We start from the raw sequence: 15,546 nt of genomic DNA on the forward strand, positions 1-15,546 counted from the left end.
TAAATTGTAATAAAACTTGTTACATTTTGGGTTAAAAAAATTTTATTCGAACTGCTCCGAAAATTCTTTCAGGGACTTATCGCCTAAAAACTGAGTAACCAACTGATCCGTTTCTTCAAATAAGCTATTTAAATGGATATTGATCTCTTTACCAACACTGCATGCAGGATTGGGATTCTGATTTTTTTTGCCTAAAACCTCTGTATTTTTTACAGCTCTGTAAATCTCTGAAATACTGGTCTGTTCTGCATTTTTGGCAAGTTGGCTTCCCCCGTCTTTTCCCTGTCTGCTGACAATCAGGCCTGCTTCTCTCAATACGCTGATCTCTTTTCTTACAATCGCCGGATTGATATTGATGCTGCCGGCAATCCATTCAGAAGTGAGCCACTCCTGAGGGCTTTTTGCCAATAAGGTCATAATATGTATTGCCGTAGCAAATCTTGTATTGTTCATTGTAATTACATGACAAAGGTAAACAAATTTTTAAATGTAACAAATTTTATTACAGTTAAATTTTTCTTAAAGGATTAATTTATCCAGATCCAGCAGCAGATAATTGATGTTCTGATTAATGGTTCTTGTTGCAGACTGCATCTGATTGAGCATGGCAGCACGGTTATGAAGATCATCTGCCCTGTAAAAGCCTCCATCACTGAAAATCACGGACTGATCCGCTTCCGCTTTATTGTCATCAAACTGATAATGAAGCCATCTTTCCTTCATATTACCAATTATAGAATGTGCTTCTTTATTGGAAAATTTCTTTTCTGTATACATATACCAGATGAATGGCGGAAAATTCGGGGATTCCAGTTTTCCTCTCCAAATATCTCTCAGCAGGTTTCTCTGATGGATAAATTCTACTTTTTTGCCTTTCGGATTAAGGGTTGCAAGCCCGAAACCTGCTCCCAGAACCCCTCCACTGATGTCAACGGCATTGCTCCAGCCTCCATCACTGATGATTCCTCCGGCCACAGAGGCAGCCGCTCCTGTTACAATAGAAAGCAGAATCAGCTTATTATTTTTGGAATCGTTAAGATTATCCACATAATTTCCTATTTGCGCCACTCTTTCTCCTTCACAGTCAAATTCCGCAGCAACGGCATCCAGTTCTGTAAGGGCAATGGTAATTTTGCTGTTGATCTTGGTTTTAAGCTGCAATACTTTAACCTGGGAAGCAATGGATGAGTCTTTTTTAAGATCAATAATTTGATGAACCTCATCCAGATTATCCAAGGCATTCAGAATAAGGATACTCTGATCGGAAAACAGGCCCTGTAGCTCTTTATTGGCAGCCAGAATAGAATCCGAATTATAGGATGGGATTCTGTTGCTGTAATTGTATTTGAAAGGTGCTTTACAGTAACTGTCCTTCAGCGTAAGGATATTTTGCTTAATCACCTGATTCTTTTTGGAGACACAGGAAGCTAACAGACTGAATACTGCCAAAAAGTAAAAGAGTTTTTTCATTCAGTTTATATTTTTTGCTTTGGGTAATATTGTTGGGTAACCGCAAAGGCGCAAGAGATTAATGGTTTACTTTTTTTAAAGGCGCAAAGATTTTATCTCCGATAAAATTTAAAACTGCATATTCTGTATACCATTTTCCGGAGTTCCCTGAAACCTTAAAAATTACAACCATCTTTATTTTTTAATAATTGATTAACACGAATATAATACAAATAAAAAAAATTACCTGAAATCAGGTAATTTTTTAAGCTATTTTTAAGCAGGATTATTTTATATCCAACAGTTCCACTTCGAAAACCAGAGTAGAATTCGGTCCTATTTCTTTGCTGATCTGCTGATCCCCATACGCTAAATGTGGAGGAAGGATCAGTCTCCATTTACTTCCAACAGGCATTAACTGAAGAGCTTCTGTCCATCCTTTAATTACCTTATTTAAAGGGAAAGATGCAGGAGTTCCTCTTTTTACGGAGCTGTCGAAAACCTTACCGGAAATAGTCGTTCCGTGGTAATGGCACTTTACTGTGGATTTAGGCCCTGGTTTCGGACCATTTCCTTCGGTAATGATCTCATATTGCAAGCCACTCGGCAACTGTACAACACTTTCTCTCTTACCATATTCTTCCATATATTCTTTACCATCATTAAGATTCTTTTCGGCAAGTTCTTTTTTCTTTTTAAATAACATATCTGCTACTCCCATTATTGATATTTTTTACAAAGATAAGGGTTTTGGGGAGAACGGAAGAGGGAAGCTGGAGGATAGAAGTTATGGAGGTAGTTGGGCAGGGATAATAGTTAAGATGTTGCTGGTTATCGGTTTAGAATATAATGAAGAAATAAATTTACATCACCGCCAGCTAATGGGTAAATAAAGAGTTCTTCCATCTTCAGGCTTCCATCTTCCCTCCTTTCTTAAATCACAGAATAACAACAACTTCCGTCTCTAATTCATCCATCTTCTCTCCCAATCTCATTCTCTGCCGGAAAATTCAAACACTTTTAACACTGGGTTAACACAGATTCGGAAACTTGGCGTTATAATTGGATTTAAAAACTAAATGCCACAACCACTAAAATATAATAAGAAGTTTGATGAGCTAAATGAAGAGGAAAAACAACTTCTCGAAATCAATAAAAAGTCGATTGCCGACTTTGTTGAACAGTCCTCTTCTATAAGCGATGTCAACTATGCTACCAGAAACGCTCATGCAAAAACGTATGCAGCAGCTGATGGCACATTCATTATTGATAAAAATATTCCTGAAGAACTTTTTCAGTTTTTTGACGGTGAAAAATTTGACCTGACCATAAGGATCTCGAATGCTAATCTGAAGATAAATACGACTGAAAAAGATATTCCCGCCTATGGATTCGCAGTAAAAGTAAAGGATGAAAACGGTGATCTGATCGCCAATTTTCCACTTGTTAATTTTCCTTTATTTCCTACCAATTCGGTTTCTCATTTTCTGAAACTGTTTACTGCGGTCAACCGGTTGTATATGAAAAAATGGAGAGGTATGTTCTCGCTGGCCGCTCAGGCTGTTAAGATGATTCCTTATTTTTTTACGCTGTCTTTTTTCAAAAACATTATAAAACTTCTGGGCAAAAGGAATGATTTTATTCTCTCTTTTGATTATCATTCTGTGGGCGCCTACCGTCTCGGTGAAAATATGATTAAGATAAAGCTGGTTCCGAAGTCCGTCAATAAAAAATTTGGCAGGAAACTCAAGATGAAAGATGCCTTGAAAAGCTATTTTCAGGATAACAATTATACAGCAGAGGTCTTTATACAGTTTTGCTATGACCTGAAAAGCCAACCAATCAACCGGCTGAATGTCGAATGGAAAAATTCTCCTTACATTAAGATTGGGGAAGTGATCATCAACCAGGGAGCACTGCTTGATCCCCGAGACTGTACCAATGAGTTGCTTTCATTCAACCCATTTGAAAGTAAACCTTTTTTTCAGCCTGTGGGAAAGATACAGAAACTGCGTGATGAGGCGTATAAGGTTTCTTTGCAGACGAGAAGGAAAATTAATAAGCTGCTGAATAAGCATCAATAAATCAGGGCTTTATTTTAACTGGCTTTAATATTTTCAATAAAAGACTGCTCAGGTGAGCAGTCTTTATGCCATTATTTAAACTTCCGGTCTTCTTCCCGGATGCTTACATCATTAATACTTGCATATCTTTTCTGCATAAGGCCATTCCCATCAAATTCCCAGTTTTCATTTCCGTATGCTCTGAACCATTTTCCATCTTGGGTTTGGTATTCATATTCGAAACGGACAGCAATACGGTTGTCTGTATGGGCCCAATATTCTTTTTTAAGCTTATAGTTAAGTTCTTTTTGCCATTTTTTCTGTAGAAAAGTAACGATTTCCTCTCTTCCGTTAATGAAAGTATCCCTGTTTCTCCATTCACTGTCAACTGTATAAGCTTTGGATACTTTCTCAGGGTCCTGACTGTTCCAGGCATCTTCTGCCATCTGTATTTTTTCTATTGCTGTTTCAAGGGTGAAGGGCGGAAGCGGGTGTTTCTGTTCCATATTTTTAAGGAATTAAAGTATTGATTATTTTTTTTGAACTTTCTATGAATTCATTGGATTTAAAAAGCTGGCTTTCTATGAGACTGCTTTCAAAAAGCAAATAAATATGATCTGAGAGAATATCATCCTTCAAAAGTTTTGTGAAATAATGTCTAAGGTCTGTTTTATGATGCTGGATGACGTTTAAAATTTCAGCATTATTCATAGGTATTTCTGACAGAATATTCAGGAAACTACATCCCTGAAAGTTTTCTTTCTGATTCATATGGATCAGAAAATCGAAAGATCTCAGGACTTTTGATTTCGTGGTCTCTTCCTGTGCGCAAAAATGATTCAATTCATTGAACCAATATTGATGTCGTACATTGAGATATTCTACACACAGGTCATCCTTAGATTTAAAGTACTGGTAGAAACTTGCTTTTGCTACTTTTGCTTCGGAAATAATCTGGTTGATGCCTGTGGAATTATACCCCTGCTTACCAAATAAACCAGAAGCTGTCTGAACAATTCTATCTCTTGGTGATGCCATCTGTTTTAATTTATAGGACAAATGTACAATAAAATTCAATACATACAGACAAGTCTGTCTATTTTTAACACTATTATTTTAATTTAAAAAAACTTGTGGCTTCACATAAAAAAAACCCTTGAAAATTTAATATCAAGGGCTTCTATTTTTAATGAAAATTCTTAAAATTTATTGATCTTCCAGCTTCTCTTTTTCCTCATCTTCCTTTTCAGGGAACATAATGGATAAAAGAACAGAAAGCAATAATACTCCTCCTACGATTCCCAATGAAACCGGAGATGAAATATGAATCCATGGTGCAATCAGCATTTTTACCCCGATAAATGAAAGGATAATAGCCAGACCGTAAGAAAGCTTGCTGAACATGTGGATAAAATTCGCCAACAGGAAATATAATGATCTTAATCCTAAGATCGCAAAAATATTGGATGTATACAGGATGAACGGGTCATTGGAAATGGCAAAGATTGCTGGAATAGAATCTACCGCGAAAAGAACATCGGTAAATTCAATAACTCCCACCACTACTAAAAGCGGTGTTGCCATCTTGATTCCGTTTTGGATAGTGAAGAATTTATCACCATCATAGTTATCGGAAACTTTCCAGAAACTTTTGATCAGTCTTGCACCGGCCGTATTGCTGTAATCTTCATCATCTTCACCATCTCCTTCACCCCAGGATTTGATTCCGGCATACACAAGGAAGAGACCGAAAAGGGTCATCACCACATTAATTTTCACCGCTGCTCCGAAAATATTCATTTCAGGAAGATACGTCAGGTTAATAAGTCCTACTCCTGCGAAGATAAATATTGCTCTGAATATCAGTGCTCCAATAATTCCCCAGAAGAGAACTTTGTGGTGAAGGTATTTCGGAACTTTAAAGAACCCGAAAACAAGGATAAATACGAATAAGTTATCCACAGAGAGAGCCTTTTCAATCCAGTAGGCGGCCTGATACTGCGTAAATTTTTCTACGGCCACGGCATGGCTCTCAGGAGATCCGTCTGTATTGAAAACCCAATACACTACTCCGGAAAATATCATGGATAATGAAATCCATACGATAGACCAGATGGTGGCTTCTTTGGACGATACTTCATGGCTTTTTTTGTTGAATACTCCTAAATCCAGGAGCAGCATGATAACGACTGTTATCGCAAATCCCCACACCAAGCCCGGGTGCAATTCTAAAATACTTTGATGTTCCACTTCAGTTTATGTTATTATATGATAAAAGCAATAGATGTACGGCATGCACAAATATTGCTAATTTTTAATTATTTTAATTCAATATGTAAGTTTTGGCTCAAGCCGTAAAACTATTCATTTTTTTTGAATGAGACAAAGCCTATTCTTACTGATTATCTATCGATTATAAATAATTGGCCTGAACTGTCTGAATCGTCTGCTCCAGCTTTCTGTCTGAGGTAGGGTCACCGATCGCGTTGAACTTCCATTCACCGTTTCTTTTATAGAAAACACCCATGACCATGGCAACATGTCCTTTGAACGAAGCATCGTTGGCGATATCATATTTAGCGAAAACCTCTCTTACGTTGGTAGGAGTTCCTTCATAGATACGGATAGAAGCGAAAGGAATTGTTCCAAAATCCTGCCCCTGATAGCTGTTCAGTACCAGTGCAACATGTTCCACGTTCGGCTCCAGCTGGCTGAAGTCCACTGTGATCACTTCATTGTCTAGTCCATCGTCCCCGTTTACATCTCCGGTAAGGTCGTCCCCGCTATGTCGTACAGAACCATTTCTAGATTTCAGGTTTCCGAAATAGATTACTTCTGTAAGCGTTTTGTTTGAATCAAATAAGATACAGCTTCCGTCTAAGTCTACTGCTTCTTTTTTAGTTCCGAAAAGTCCTTTTTTCTCAATTGCTCCCCAGTTGATTCCCACACAGGCTTGGGTAAGCTCGGCACCGTTTTCCTTTTTCAGGTTTATTCTTTGACCTTTTTGTAAGTTAATAGCCATTTTTTTATGGTTTAGTATTGTTATTTTATTGTTGGGCGAAATGATAGCTTTCTTTCGCTTTAATTATTATTTAAATTCAGATTAAGCATGGCACGCAGGATATTCGTTTCTTCGTCGAAATCAAATATTTTGCTCATAATATCTATATTTTCCAGGTTTTTGAGATAGTCTTTCAGTACATTTTCCACTTCTGCAGGAAGCATTCGCTTTCTTTCATTGATGGAATTTTCCAACAGCTCGTTTTTATTTTTCAGCTGATTGATGATCGTTGTCTGGTTCGACTGGTTTTCGGAAATATCTAGTTTTTCCAGATCACCGTCAAACAGGTAAAGTTTTTTCTCATCAATACCAAAAATAAAATAATCATCCGACTGAAATATTCTGAAGAGCTCATATTCATAAGTCCCGATCAGATAACCGCAAACAAAGCGCACCTTGAAATTCTGAATATTCAGTCTTCCCAAAAGTTTCCTTTCTATTGCATAATCTTTATACTGATAGGCCGGAAAAGGCTGGGACTTCAGCTGTTCTTCATCTGCATTAGTCCTGTAGAACTCTTGTCCGTATTTTTTATGGAAATACAGAACCTTGTTCCAATCTGCCGTAAAGATATTTTCGGTAAGATCTTTATAGAGCGTTTTCAGATGTTGGGAAAATACGCCGCTGTACATTTTCCGTTCGGTCTGAAAGCTGTCTCCACGCCTTTCTTCAAAACCTTCAATATATTTATTATTGACATCAATTTCGTTAATCACAGCCAGCATATCATTTTCCTTCTGCCTTTTGATCTTAGTAAGAAGTTCTATGAGACTGTCGGTATACTGCAGGTGAAACAGTTCCAGCTTCTTGTAGTCCAAAGCCTTATTTTCCTGAAATAAATTGTGTATAATATCTGTTTTGATGTAAATAGATATGATATCAATATGTTCAAAAAAATTAGCAAGAAGTTTAAGCTTTGTTAATCTTCTTTTACTCTGAGACATTATGGTTGCTGCATCATCCCCCACCTTGGTATTCTGTTATTAACCTCTGACGTTTGCTTTTAATTCATGTTCCAGTGTCTGAAGATCCTGATCCAGTTTTCTTCTTCCTTCAGCACCTTGCTTTTGGATCTGTTTCACCTCATTCAATGTATTGATCAACATGGAAGTCGTTTCTCTCAATGTTTCTACCGATACGATGGTCTGCTCGTTCGCTCTCGCTACATTCACTGAATTCTGACCCAGACGTTCTGCATTTTTCTTCAGAATCGCTTCCGTAGTGGAAGATACCTTTTGCTGGATCTCGATATTCTGCTGCTGTCTGTACATGGCCACGGCCAGTGAAAGCTGGTTTTTCCAAACCGGAAGTGTTGTAGTAAGAATTGTCTGTGCTTTTTCAGCAATAGAAACATTGTTATTCTGTACCAGTCTGATCTGCGGAAGTGACTGCATCATGATGATACGCACTACTTTAAGGTCAGCCATTCTTCTGTCTAATCTTGCGATGAAATCTCTCTTATCAGCAATCTGATAATCCTGGTAGCTTTGCGGGTCAGCTTCCATTTGGGCCAATTCCCCTGCGGCTCTTTCCATTCTTACATTTCCCGCGATCACAAGGTCTTCAATTTGCTTGATGGAATTCACATTACTCTCAAAAATTGTCTGTAAAACAGCGTTGTCTTTGGTAGACGTTATAATTCCTGCGTTTACTTTATGAGCAATCTGTTCGATATTGTTGATGATCTTATCATATTTCGCGAACAGATTTTCTACCTGCGAAACAATTTTTTTCATGAACGGGATCTTGCTGAGGAAACTTTTCACTTTATTCTGTTGAAGTTCATCAACATCTACGTAGTTCAATTCTACCAACAGATCATTGATAAGCACTCCCACTTCTCCTGAGTTGGATCTTCTTACATTTCCTAAAAAGCTGTCACTCTGGTTGGATAAGGTTTTCTGAAGCTCTGCTCCGTAATTCACGATGGAGCTTGGATTGGTCTCATCGATGGAATTGGCAAGAACCTCATACTTTTGACGTTCTTCTACCTGCAGCTGATTCAGATTTACATTTCCTTCTTTATCCACAAGAACCACAGGTGCCGTATTTTGTACAGGCTGGCTCGGTGGAGCCATTGGGGTGGGTTCGAATGTTTTAAGAGGTTCAATTGATCCCATTGGATCTATGGGTTGATTGTCCTGGTTGTCCATAATTACTTTTGATAAATTGATACGAATTTGTCAAGGCCGTCTCTCTGACCAGCTCCAACAGCTTCAAATTTCCATTCTCCGTTTCTGTTGTAAATTCTTCCGAATTCCACTGCAGTTTCAATAGAGAAATCCTCGTCTAATTCATATTTCAGGATTTCTTCGTTGGTATCAGTATTGAAAATTCTGATGAAAGAATTTCTTACCTGTCCGAAGTTTTGTTTTCTTGCATCAGCATCGTGGATCGTCACCACTACCGTAATTTCCTGAATTGCTGAATCTATTTTTGTAAGATCTATCTTGATCTGTTCATCATCTCCTGAACCCTCTCCTGTAAGGTTATCCCCTGTATGGATCACAGATTTGTCCGGAGATTCTAAATTATTATAGAAAATAAAGTGATTGTCTGAAACCAGCTTTTTGTCCTCGCCAAGCAAAAATAAAGAAGCATCAAGGTCAAATGCTGTTCCTGTAGAAGTATTATTGATATCCCATCCTAAACCTACAGTGAATTTAGGTGCGTTAATGTTTTCTCTCTGTCCTTTTTGTAAGTTAATAGCCATAATATAGTTCCGTTTGTGTTAAAGTATTAATGTTATTTTCGTATTCTTTTATTAAATGATAATTATTGCTGATGGCCAGCTCAAGCAGCAGGTCCATCTGCTCTTTTTTTACTTTAGACGTAAGATAGTCAAAATTACTTGAATCCAGGCCTAAAATATATTTTACGATCCTTGTGTTAAATTCAAAACTTGCCTTTCCCATTACTTCTGCGACGTGTTTTACATTTTTCACGGCGTAATAATTGAAATGGTTTTCGATTTTCGGATCAATATCAAAGTTCATCAGTTCCGCATAATAGAGAAACATAAAATCTGCTTCCACATTATACTCATTCAAAATCCTGTTCACTGTATATTCGTGGCTTCCTGTGATTTTTATATCGTCTATAAAAATACAAAGTTTTCCACGTAAAAAGTCCTTATCAATATAATAAGTATCATTCGCAATCAGATTTTTACGGTCTTCAAAATTAAGGTTCCCATAATCCGTGATATAGGTATGGTTACGGTTGATTTTGGAGATAATACTGGATCTCATTCCTTTCTGAAACAGGTACAGATCCAGATGCTTTTTAAAGAAAAAACATAAAAAATTAGAAGCCGTAGGAATGGCCATATACGGACTTGGCAGAACCACAATCTCTTTTTCTGTGTTTAAAAGGTCTGCATGTTCTGCAATAAATCCGTTGAATAATTCTTTAGCAAACTTTTCAGCATACGACTTATCGCCATACTTGAAATAGCTGTATTCCTCGGGTGAGAAACTGAACTCATCCGCCGAATGAATGTGGTGTAAGCTGTATCTTTTATTCATAGTAATTTAGTGTTTAAGTAAATGGGCACTGAAGCCAAAATCTTTTGCGCCCTTATAATCTGCCACGGGATTGTCTCCAATGTGCAGGATACGGTGCATCGGAAGATCCCGGTCTTTAAGATTATTTTTCACTTCCTGGAAAATAAGAGGATTCGGTTTGGAAATATTGATCTCATCGGAATAAATATGGAAGTCTATATACTGATCCAGCTCCTCCTGAATCAGAAATTTCCTCATTGTTCTCCCTTTGATAAATCCCGTATTGCTCAGAATATTAACCGTCTTTCCTTCATTCTTGATCTGATCAAAAAATTCTTTTATATTTTCGAAAATGATAACAGGCTTATATTCTAAAAACAGGTCTTCACTTTTCAGATAAAAGCCGTTCAGTATTTCTTTATCCAATTGTTTTACATCTACATCCAGCGAACCCAGAATCAGTAAATACATTTCAAAAGTATCAATATTTCCACCTGTAACTTCATTGATTGTATTGCAGAGATCATCATAATATTTTACAGTCTTCGCAACTTCTTCTACAGGTTTGTTAATATCAAAAAACGAGGTGAACAGCTCAACTCTTTTTGTTTTAAATTCAGGGTGAGATTTGATTAAGGTGAGCCACAGGTCAAAAGAAAAATGACAGTGGTTGTGAATGTCGATATCCGTTTTCAATAGTTTTAAGTTAAAAGTTTTATTTAGCTTTCTTGAAAAAGATTTAAAATTGTTTAATCATCAACAAGTGTTTCATTGGGTATTCTTCCCAAAGATAAAATTTTTCTTAGAAAAGCATGATGTACTTCTCTGTTTTAAGAAATTTTTATGAATTTTCACCTGCTTTTCTATTGATTTCAGTTGGGCTTAACAGTTTGTTTAAATTCGCTGATCAAAAAATTTTTCTAAAAAATTTTGGACAATTAAAAAAATTATCTAATTTCGCAACCGATTAAAAATCAACAATGTCAACAACAATGATAAATATAATAACTTTAAGTAACCCTGTGAGAGCTGTGTACTCTGGCAGCACTCAATATTTATCTGAATAGTTCCTTAGATCTTTTTATTACTAAAATATATTGAAGACCTATCTGTTCAGATGGGTCTTTTTTGCTGCCTTATTTTCCAGACCTCAAACGAGGAGAATACCTATTTGTATTCTCAAAATCAACAATTTAAATTCAGCAAAATGAAATATAACACAAGAAATATAGGAATCATAGCACACGTAGACGCAGGAAAAACCACTTTAACGGAAAGGCTTCTTTATTACACAGGTCTCATTCATAAGATTGGAAATGTAGACGATGGAAATACGACCATGGATAAAGACATCCAGGAGAAAAACAGAGGAATCACCATTTCATCCGCAGCTGTTTCCACACAATGGAAGAAAGGAGAAACGGTTTATAACATTAATATCATCGATACACCCGGACATATCGATTTCGCAGTAGAAGTCGAACGTTCCTTAAGAATTCTGGATAGTGTTGTTGCTGTGTTCTGTGCCTCTTCAGGTGTTCAGCCACAAACTGAGAATGTTTGGTTCCAGGCTGAGAAACACGGAATTTCAAAGATATGCTTCATCAATAAAATGGACAGAATCGGAGCGGACTTCTTCGCCGTTCTTAAGGAAATTGAAACAAAACTGAATGCAGTTCCTATGGCGCTTCAAATCCCAATGGGGGCTGAAGACCAATTTGAAGGAGTGATTGATTTAATCAGGCAGAAAGCTTTATACTGGACGGATGAAAACGGGGAAACCATTATCGAGAAAAAAATTCCTGAGAATTACAAAGCGGATGCTGATGAATACAGGATGAAATTAATGGAAACCCTCGCGGAATACGATGAAACGTTTTTTGAGATTTTCATGGATCCTGAACACAGCATTGCTGAGGAAATGATTACTGAAGCTTTACAAAAGGTTTGCAGGTCAGGAGCTGCGATTCCGGTTCTTTGTGGTTCTGCCTTTAAAAATAAAGGGGTACAGCCGCTTTTGGATGCTGTAGTTACTTATTTTCCGGCACCGGATCAGCTTCCTACCGTTCAGGGAAAAGACCCCGATACGGAAGAAGCTGTAGAATTGGTAAGAAATGAAGCTGAATTCTTTTCGGGACTTGTTTTTAAAGTCGTGATCGATAAACATATGGGAAGACTTGCCATGCTCCGTTTGTATTCCGGTTCGATAAAATCCGGTGATACGGTTCTGAATGTAAGGACAGGGGAAAGTTTCAGGATATCGAGAATTCTGAAGCTGCAGTCTGATAAAACTTTATCGATAGAAGAAGGAAAAGCAGGTGACATTGTGGCTTTAACAGGAATTAAGGACGCCAAAACCGGAGATTCTTTATCAGCGGTAGAGAAACCTGTCCTTCTGGAAGCGATTACCATTCCTGCTCCTGTAATCAGAGTTTCAATAGAGCCTAAAACAAACAGTGATGAGAAATCTTTCGGTTTGGTTCTGGCTAAAATTCAGGAAGAAGACCCTTCTTTAGTGGTAGAAAGAGACCTGCAGACCGGAGAAACTTTGTTGAGCGGTCTGGGTGAACTTCACCTTGAAGTCACTCTTGAAAAGATCCGTCTGAATCATGGTATAGAAATCAATCAAGGGAAACCTAAAGTGTCTTACCGTGAGATTTTAACGGAAACCAGAACCCACAGGGAAAAGCTTTCGAAGCAAAATGGTGGAAGCGGACAGTTTGCCGATATCACTTTTGAGATCGGACTAAGAGAAAATAATGAACCCGGATTGGAATTCATTAATCTGATCAAAGGAGGTGTTATTCCGGGTGAATTTATTCCTTCCGTAGAAAAAGGTTTCAGAGAAGCCATGGAAAACGGACCATTGAAAGGTTATCCTTTGGAAAGTATGAAGATCAGACTTCTGGACGGTTCTTTCCATGACCAAGATTCTGCTGCATTTGATTTTGAAAATGCAGCGAGAGACGGATTCAGAGCGGCTGCTTTATCATGCAGTCCTAAACTTCTGGAACCGATCATGCAGGTTGAAATCCAGAGTATTGAAGAGTACACGGGCGCTGTAACGGCTGATATCAACCGAAGAAGGGGAATTATTTCGTCCATTGATGAAAGATCAGGAAGAAAGATTTTCACGGCGGAAGTTCCGTTGGCTTCTACGTTCGGATATATTTCCGATCTGAGAACTCTGACGAGTGGAAGAGCTTCGATCAGCATGAAACTGTCGCACTATGCTTTGGTGCCGGATTTCATTGCCAATACATTAGTAACCTAAAAAACGGGGGCTGTAAAATGATTTTACAGTCCTTGTTTGGTTATTACAGGGTGAAATGTGAATGGTCAATTGTGAATTTTTGCGTACTATTTAACCACAAAAGTCACAAAAGATTTTAATTCTAAACACTTTAGATCACTTTAGTTTCAAAAGTTTTACCATCCTGAAAACAAGAAGATCACATAAGTGAAAAATCAAAGATTTTCATAAAACTGTAGTGCACTTTATGCGAATGATATATTCAACTTAAAAAAACTTTTGTGACTTTGTGGTTGATGTTTTGCTTCCCACAGATTTCTCAATTGAAACAGATTTTTAAATTTCTGAATCTCTAAATCTTTTAATTCTTAAATTTTTAAATCTTTCAGTCTCCCCCCTTATTCCGGCATCACCTTATACGTAGGATCTTCCTGAATATTGACTTCAATCATGGCCTCCGCATTTTTCAGCATGGCACGGCAATCTTCACTGAGGTGGCGCAGATAGAGCTTTTTGTTTTGCTGACTATATTTTTTAGATAGTTTATCCAAAGCATCAATAGCGCTCATATCTACGATACGGCTTTCCCTGAAATCTACTACAACTTCATCCGGATCATCCATCAGATCAAACTTATCCATGAATGCAGTTACTGAGCCAAAAAATAAGGGGCCGTATATTTCATAATGCTTTACTCCATTTTCGTCGATGGACTTCCTTGCCCTGATTCTCTTGGCATTATCCCACGCAAAAACCAGAGCTGCTATTACAACTCCTACCAGAACAGCCAATGCAAGATTGTGAAGGATAATTGTTATCAGGGCTACAGTAATCCCTACAAAAATATCGGACTTCGGCATTTTATTGACGATCAGGATAGAAACCCACTGAAATGTACCTATGGCAACCATCATCATAACTCCCACCAATGCTGCCATTGGTATTCTTTCAATAAACGGAGCTCCGAATAAGATGATAGCAAGGATCATTACCGAACCTATAATCCCGGACAGTCTGGCCCTTGAACCTGCATTGAGATTGACCAACGTCTGTGCTACCATGGCACAGCCTCCCATTCCTCCGAAAAAACCATTGGTAATATTGGCTATTCCCTGTGCTACAGACTCTTTGTTGGCAGTTCCTTTTGAATTGGTGATCTCATCTACCATGGATAACGTAAGAAGAGATTCGATAAGACCAACCCCAGCCATCACCAAAGCATAGGGAAAAATGATCCGCAGCGTTTCTAAGGTAAAAGGAATTTGCGGGATATGAAAACTTGGAAGATTTCCACTGATGTGTGCTATATCTGCTACAGTTTTTGTAGGAATATTAAAACCAAAAACCACCGCAAAAACTACGATAATTGCCACCAAAGATGCAGGAACAGCTTTTGTAATCTTAGGAAAAAAGTATACGATAGCAATGGTAAGAGCTGTGAGTCCTGCCATAATATATAAAGGCATTCCCTGAAGCCAGCTGATGGCTCCTGTACTGTCTGTTATTTTAAACTGTTCTATCTGAGCCATAAAAATAATGACCGCGAGACCATTCAAAAAGCCGTACATTACAGGCTGCGGAATGAGCCTCACAAATTTCCCAAGCTTAAAAACTCCGACAAGTATCTGAAAAATTCCGGCAAGAGCAACGGCGGCAAAAAGGTATTCTATTCCATGAGATTTTATCAGAGCGATCAATACAACAATAGTGGCTCCGGCTCCTCCCGAAACCATTCCGGGGCGGCCTCCTAAAATTGCCGTGATAAGTCCCATCATAAAGGCAGCATAAAGCCCTGTAAGCGGGGACAATCCGGCCAGAATCGCAAAAGAAAGTGATTCAGGGATCATGGTCATAGCCACTGTAAAACCTGCCAGAAGTTCGTTTTTATAATTTATTTTTTTCGAAAAATCGAATAAGCTTATGGTATTTTTCATTGAGCTGCAAAGGTATATACTTGAAAGATGGAATGCAATTACAATGTTTAAACTTTTTGATTGAAATAATTCACATCCCCGTATAATTAATATGTTAATTTTATTTAAAATTCATTCTGAAAGAGATTTTTTATGCATTTTTAGGAATTAGGTTCTATTTTTTCTTTAAATTTGAAAACTAACAGGCAGATTATTCACTATCAATTAACATTTTACGGATAGTATGATCTGCCCATACTAAGGTTAATAGTTGAAAATATTACGAAAACTGTATGAAAAA

Annotated in this window: 15 protein-coding genes; 2 read left to right on the forward strand and 13 right to left on the reverse strand. The window is 37.6% G+C overall.

Annotated elements, in window-relative coordinates; genetic code table 11:
* Positions 1-42: 42 nt before the first annotated feature.
* The 3 genes from ACTJIV_RS19145 to ACTJIV_RS19155 form a co-directional block, all read right to left on the reverse strand.
* The gene (locus ACTJIV_RS19145) at positions 43-453 is read right to left on the reverse strand and encodes an Rrf2 family transcriptional regulator (protein WP_111959116.1); all 411 of its coding nucleotides are present in this window, start codon (positions 451-453) and stop codon (positions 43-45) included.
* Positions 454-519: 66 nt separating this feature from the next.
* Complete coding sequence (locus ACTJIV_RS19150) at positions 520-1,470, reverse strand: hypothetical protein (RefSeq protein ID WP_223558392.1); 951 nt, start codon at positions 1,468-1,470, stop codon at positions 520-522.
* Between the two features lie 265 nt (positions 1,471-1,735).
* Positions 1,736-2,170, reverse strand: a complete 435-nt coding sequence (locus ACTJIV_RS19155; RefSeq protein WP_111959114.1) for an FKBP-type peptidyl-prolyl cis-trans isomerase — start codon at positions 2,168-2,170, stop codon at positions 1,736-1,738.
* A gap of 358 nt (positions 2,171-2,528) precedes the next feature.
* Between ACTJIV_RS19155 and ACTJIV_RS19160 the strand changes: the two genes are divergently transcribed.
* The gene (locus ACTJIV_RS19160; RefSeq protein WP_440629157.1) at positions 2,529-3,533 is read left to right on the forward strand and encodes a catalase; all 1,005 of its coding nucleotides are present in this window, start codon (positions 2,529-2,531) and stop codon (positions 3,531-3,533) included.
* Between the two features lie 71 nt (positions 3,534-3,604).
* Here the strand turns inward: ACTJIV_RS19160 and ACTJIV_RS19165 are convergent, their stop codons facing one another.
* The 9 genes from ACTJIV_RS19165 to ACTJIV_RS19205 all read right to left on the reverse strand — a co-directional run bounded on the left by ACTJIV_RS19165 (position 3,605) and on the right by ACTJIV_RS19205 (position 10,775).
* Positions 3,605-4,018, reverse strand: a complete 414-nt coding sequence (locus ACTJIV_RS19165; RefSeq protein WP_440629158.1) for a nuclear transport factor 2 family protein — start codon at positions 4,016-4,018, stop codon at positions 3,605-3,607.
* Positions 4,019-4,022: 4 nt separating this feature from the next.
* Positions 4,023-4,550 carry a TetR/AcrR family transcriptional regulator gene (locus tag ACTJIV_RS19170; RefSeq protein WP_440629159.1) on the reverse strand — a complete coding sequence of 176 codons (528 nt, stop codon included), beginning with the start codon at positions 4,548-4,550 and terminating at the stop codon, positions 4,023-4,025.
* Positions 4,551-4,718: 168 nt separating this feature from the next.
* The gene (locus tag ACTJIV_RS19175) at positions 4,719-5,762 is read right to left on the reverse strand and encodes a TerC/Alx family metal homeostasis membrane protein (protein WP_440629160.1); all 1,044 of its coding nucleotides are present in this window, start codon (positions 5,760-5,762) and stop codon (positions 4,719-4,721) included.
* Between the two features lie 163 nt (positions 5,763-5,925).
* Positions 5,926-6,534: a TerD family protein gene (locus ACTJIV_RS19180; protein ID WP_111959109.1), complete on the reverse strand. Its 609-nt coding sequence runs from the start codon at positions 6,532-6,534 to the stop codon at positions 5,926-5,928.
* A gap of 59 nt (positions 6,535-6,593) precedes the next feature.
* Positions 6,594-7,517, reverse strand: coding sequence for a hypothetical protein (locus ACTJIV_RS19185; protein WP_440629161.1), 924 nt, complete (start codon positions 7,515-7,517; stop codon positions 6,594-6,596).
* 39 nt (positions 7,518-7,556) lie between these two features.
* Positions 7,557-8,726 carry a toxic anion resistance protein gene (locus tag ACTJIV_RS19190; protein ID WP_440629162.1) on the reverse strand — a complete coding sequence of 390 codons (1,170 nt, stop codon included), beginning with the start codon at positions 8,724-8,726 and terminating at the stop codon, positions 7,557-7,559.
* Positions 8,727-8,728: 2 nt separating this feature from the next.
* Positions 8,729-9,286, reverse strand: a complete 558-nt coding sequence (locus ACTJIV_RS19195; RefSeq protein WP_111959107.1) for a TerD family protein — start codon at positions 9,284-9,286, stop codon at positions 8,729-8,731.
* Positions 9,276-10,100, reverse strand: coding sequence for a phosphoribosyltransferase family protein (locus ACTJIV_RS19200; protein WP_440629163.1), 825 nt, complete (start codon positions 10,098-10,100; stop codon positions 9,276-9,278). Before ACTJIV_RS19200 ends, ACTJIV_RS19195 begins: the two co-directional genes overlap by 11 nt.
* A gap of 6 nt (positions 10,101-10,106) precedes the next feature.
* Positions 10,107-10,775 (reverse strand): HAD family hydrolase, encoded by a 669-nt coding sequence (locus tag ACTJIV_RS19205; RefSeq protein WP_111959105.1) that lies wholly within the window; start codon positions 10,773-10,775, stop codon positions 10,107-10,109.
* Positions 10,776-11,286: 511 nt separating this feature from the next.
* On the opposite strand from ACTJIV_RS19205, the gene fusA reads away from it, so the two are divergent.
* Positions 11,287-13,353: an elongation factor G gene (fusA, locus tag ACTJIV_RS19210; protein ID WP_440629164.1), complete on the forward strand. Its 2,067-nt coding sequence runs from the start codon at positions 11,287-11,289 to the stop codon at positions 13,351-13,353.
* 377 nt (positions 13,354-13,730) lie between these two features.
* On the opposite strand, the gene ACTJIV_RS19215 is transcribed toward fusA, so the two are convergent.
* Positions 13,731-15,266 (reverse strand): SulP family inorganic anion transporter, encoded by a 1,536-nt coding sequence (locus tag ACTJIV_RS19215; RefSeq protein ID WP_440629165.1) that lies wholly within the window; start codon positions 15,264-15,266, stop codon positions 13,731-13,733.
* Positions 15,267-15,546 lie beyond the last annotated feature (280 nt).

Source organism: Chryseobacterium sp. 22532, assembly GCF_052044665.1.
GTDB lineage: Bacteria > Bacteroidota > Bacteroidia > Flavobacteriales > Weeksellaceae > Chryseobacterium > Chryseobacterium lathyri.

Coding starts and splice junctions, on each gene's coding strand:
- ACTJIV_RS19145 (WP_111959116.1), bottom strand. CDS start 453: ATGAACAATACAAGATTTGCTACGGCAATACATATTATGACCTTATTG.
- ACTJIV_RS19150 (WP_223558392.1), bottom strand. CDS start 1,470: ATGAAAAAACTCTTTTACTTTTTGGCAGTATTCAGTCTGTTAGCTTCC.
- ACTJIV_RS19155 (WP_111959114.1), bottom strand. CDS start 2,170: ATGGGAGTAGCAGATATGTTATTTAAAAAGAAAAAAGAACTTGCCGAA.
- ACTJIV_RS19160 (WP_440629157.1), top strand. CDS start 2,529: ATGCCACAACCACTAAAATATAATAAGAAGTTTGATGAGCTAAATGAA.
- ACTJIV_RS19165 (WP_440629158.1), bottom strand. CDS start 4,018: ATGGAACAGAAACACCCGCTTCCGCCCTTCACCCTTGAAACAGCAATA.
- ACTJIV_RS19170 (WP_440629159.1), bottom strand. CDS start 4,550: ATGGCATCACCAAGAGATAGAATTGTTCAGACAGCTTCTGGTTTATTT.
- ACTJIV_RS19180 (WP_111959109.1), bottom strand. CDS start 6,534: ATGGCTATTAACTTACAAAAAGGTCAAAGAATAAACCTGAAAAAGGAA.
- ACTJIV_RS19185 (WP_440629161.1), bottom strand. CDS start 7,517: ATGTCTCAGAGTAAAAGAAGATTAACAAAGCTTAAACTTCTTGCTAAT.
- ACTJIV_RS19190 (WP_440629162.1), bottom strand. CDS start 8,726: ATGGACAACCAGGACAATCAACCCATAGATCCAATGGGATCAATTGAA.
- ACTJIV_RS19195 (WP_111959107.1), bottom strand. CDS start 9,286: ATGGCTATTAACTTACAAAAAGGACAGAGAGAAAACATTAACGCACCT.
- ACTJIV_RS19200 (WP_440629163.1), bottom strand. CDS start 10,100: ATGAATAAAAGATACAGCTTACACCACATTCATTCGGCGGATGAGTTC.
- fusA (WP_440629164.1), top strand. CDS start 11,287: ATGAAATATAACACAAGAAATATAGGAATCATAGCACACGTAGACGCA.
- ACTJIV_RS19215 (WP_440629165.1), bottom strand. CDS start 15,266: ATGAAAAATACCATAAGCTTATTCGATTTTTCGAAAAAAATAAATTAT.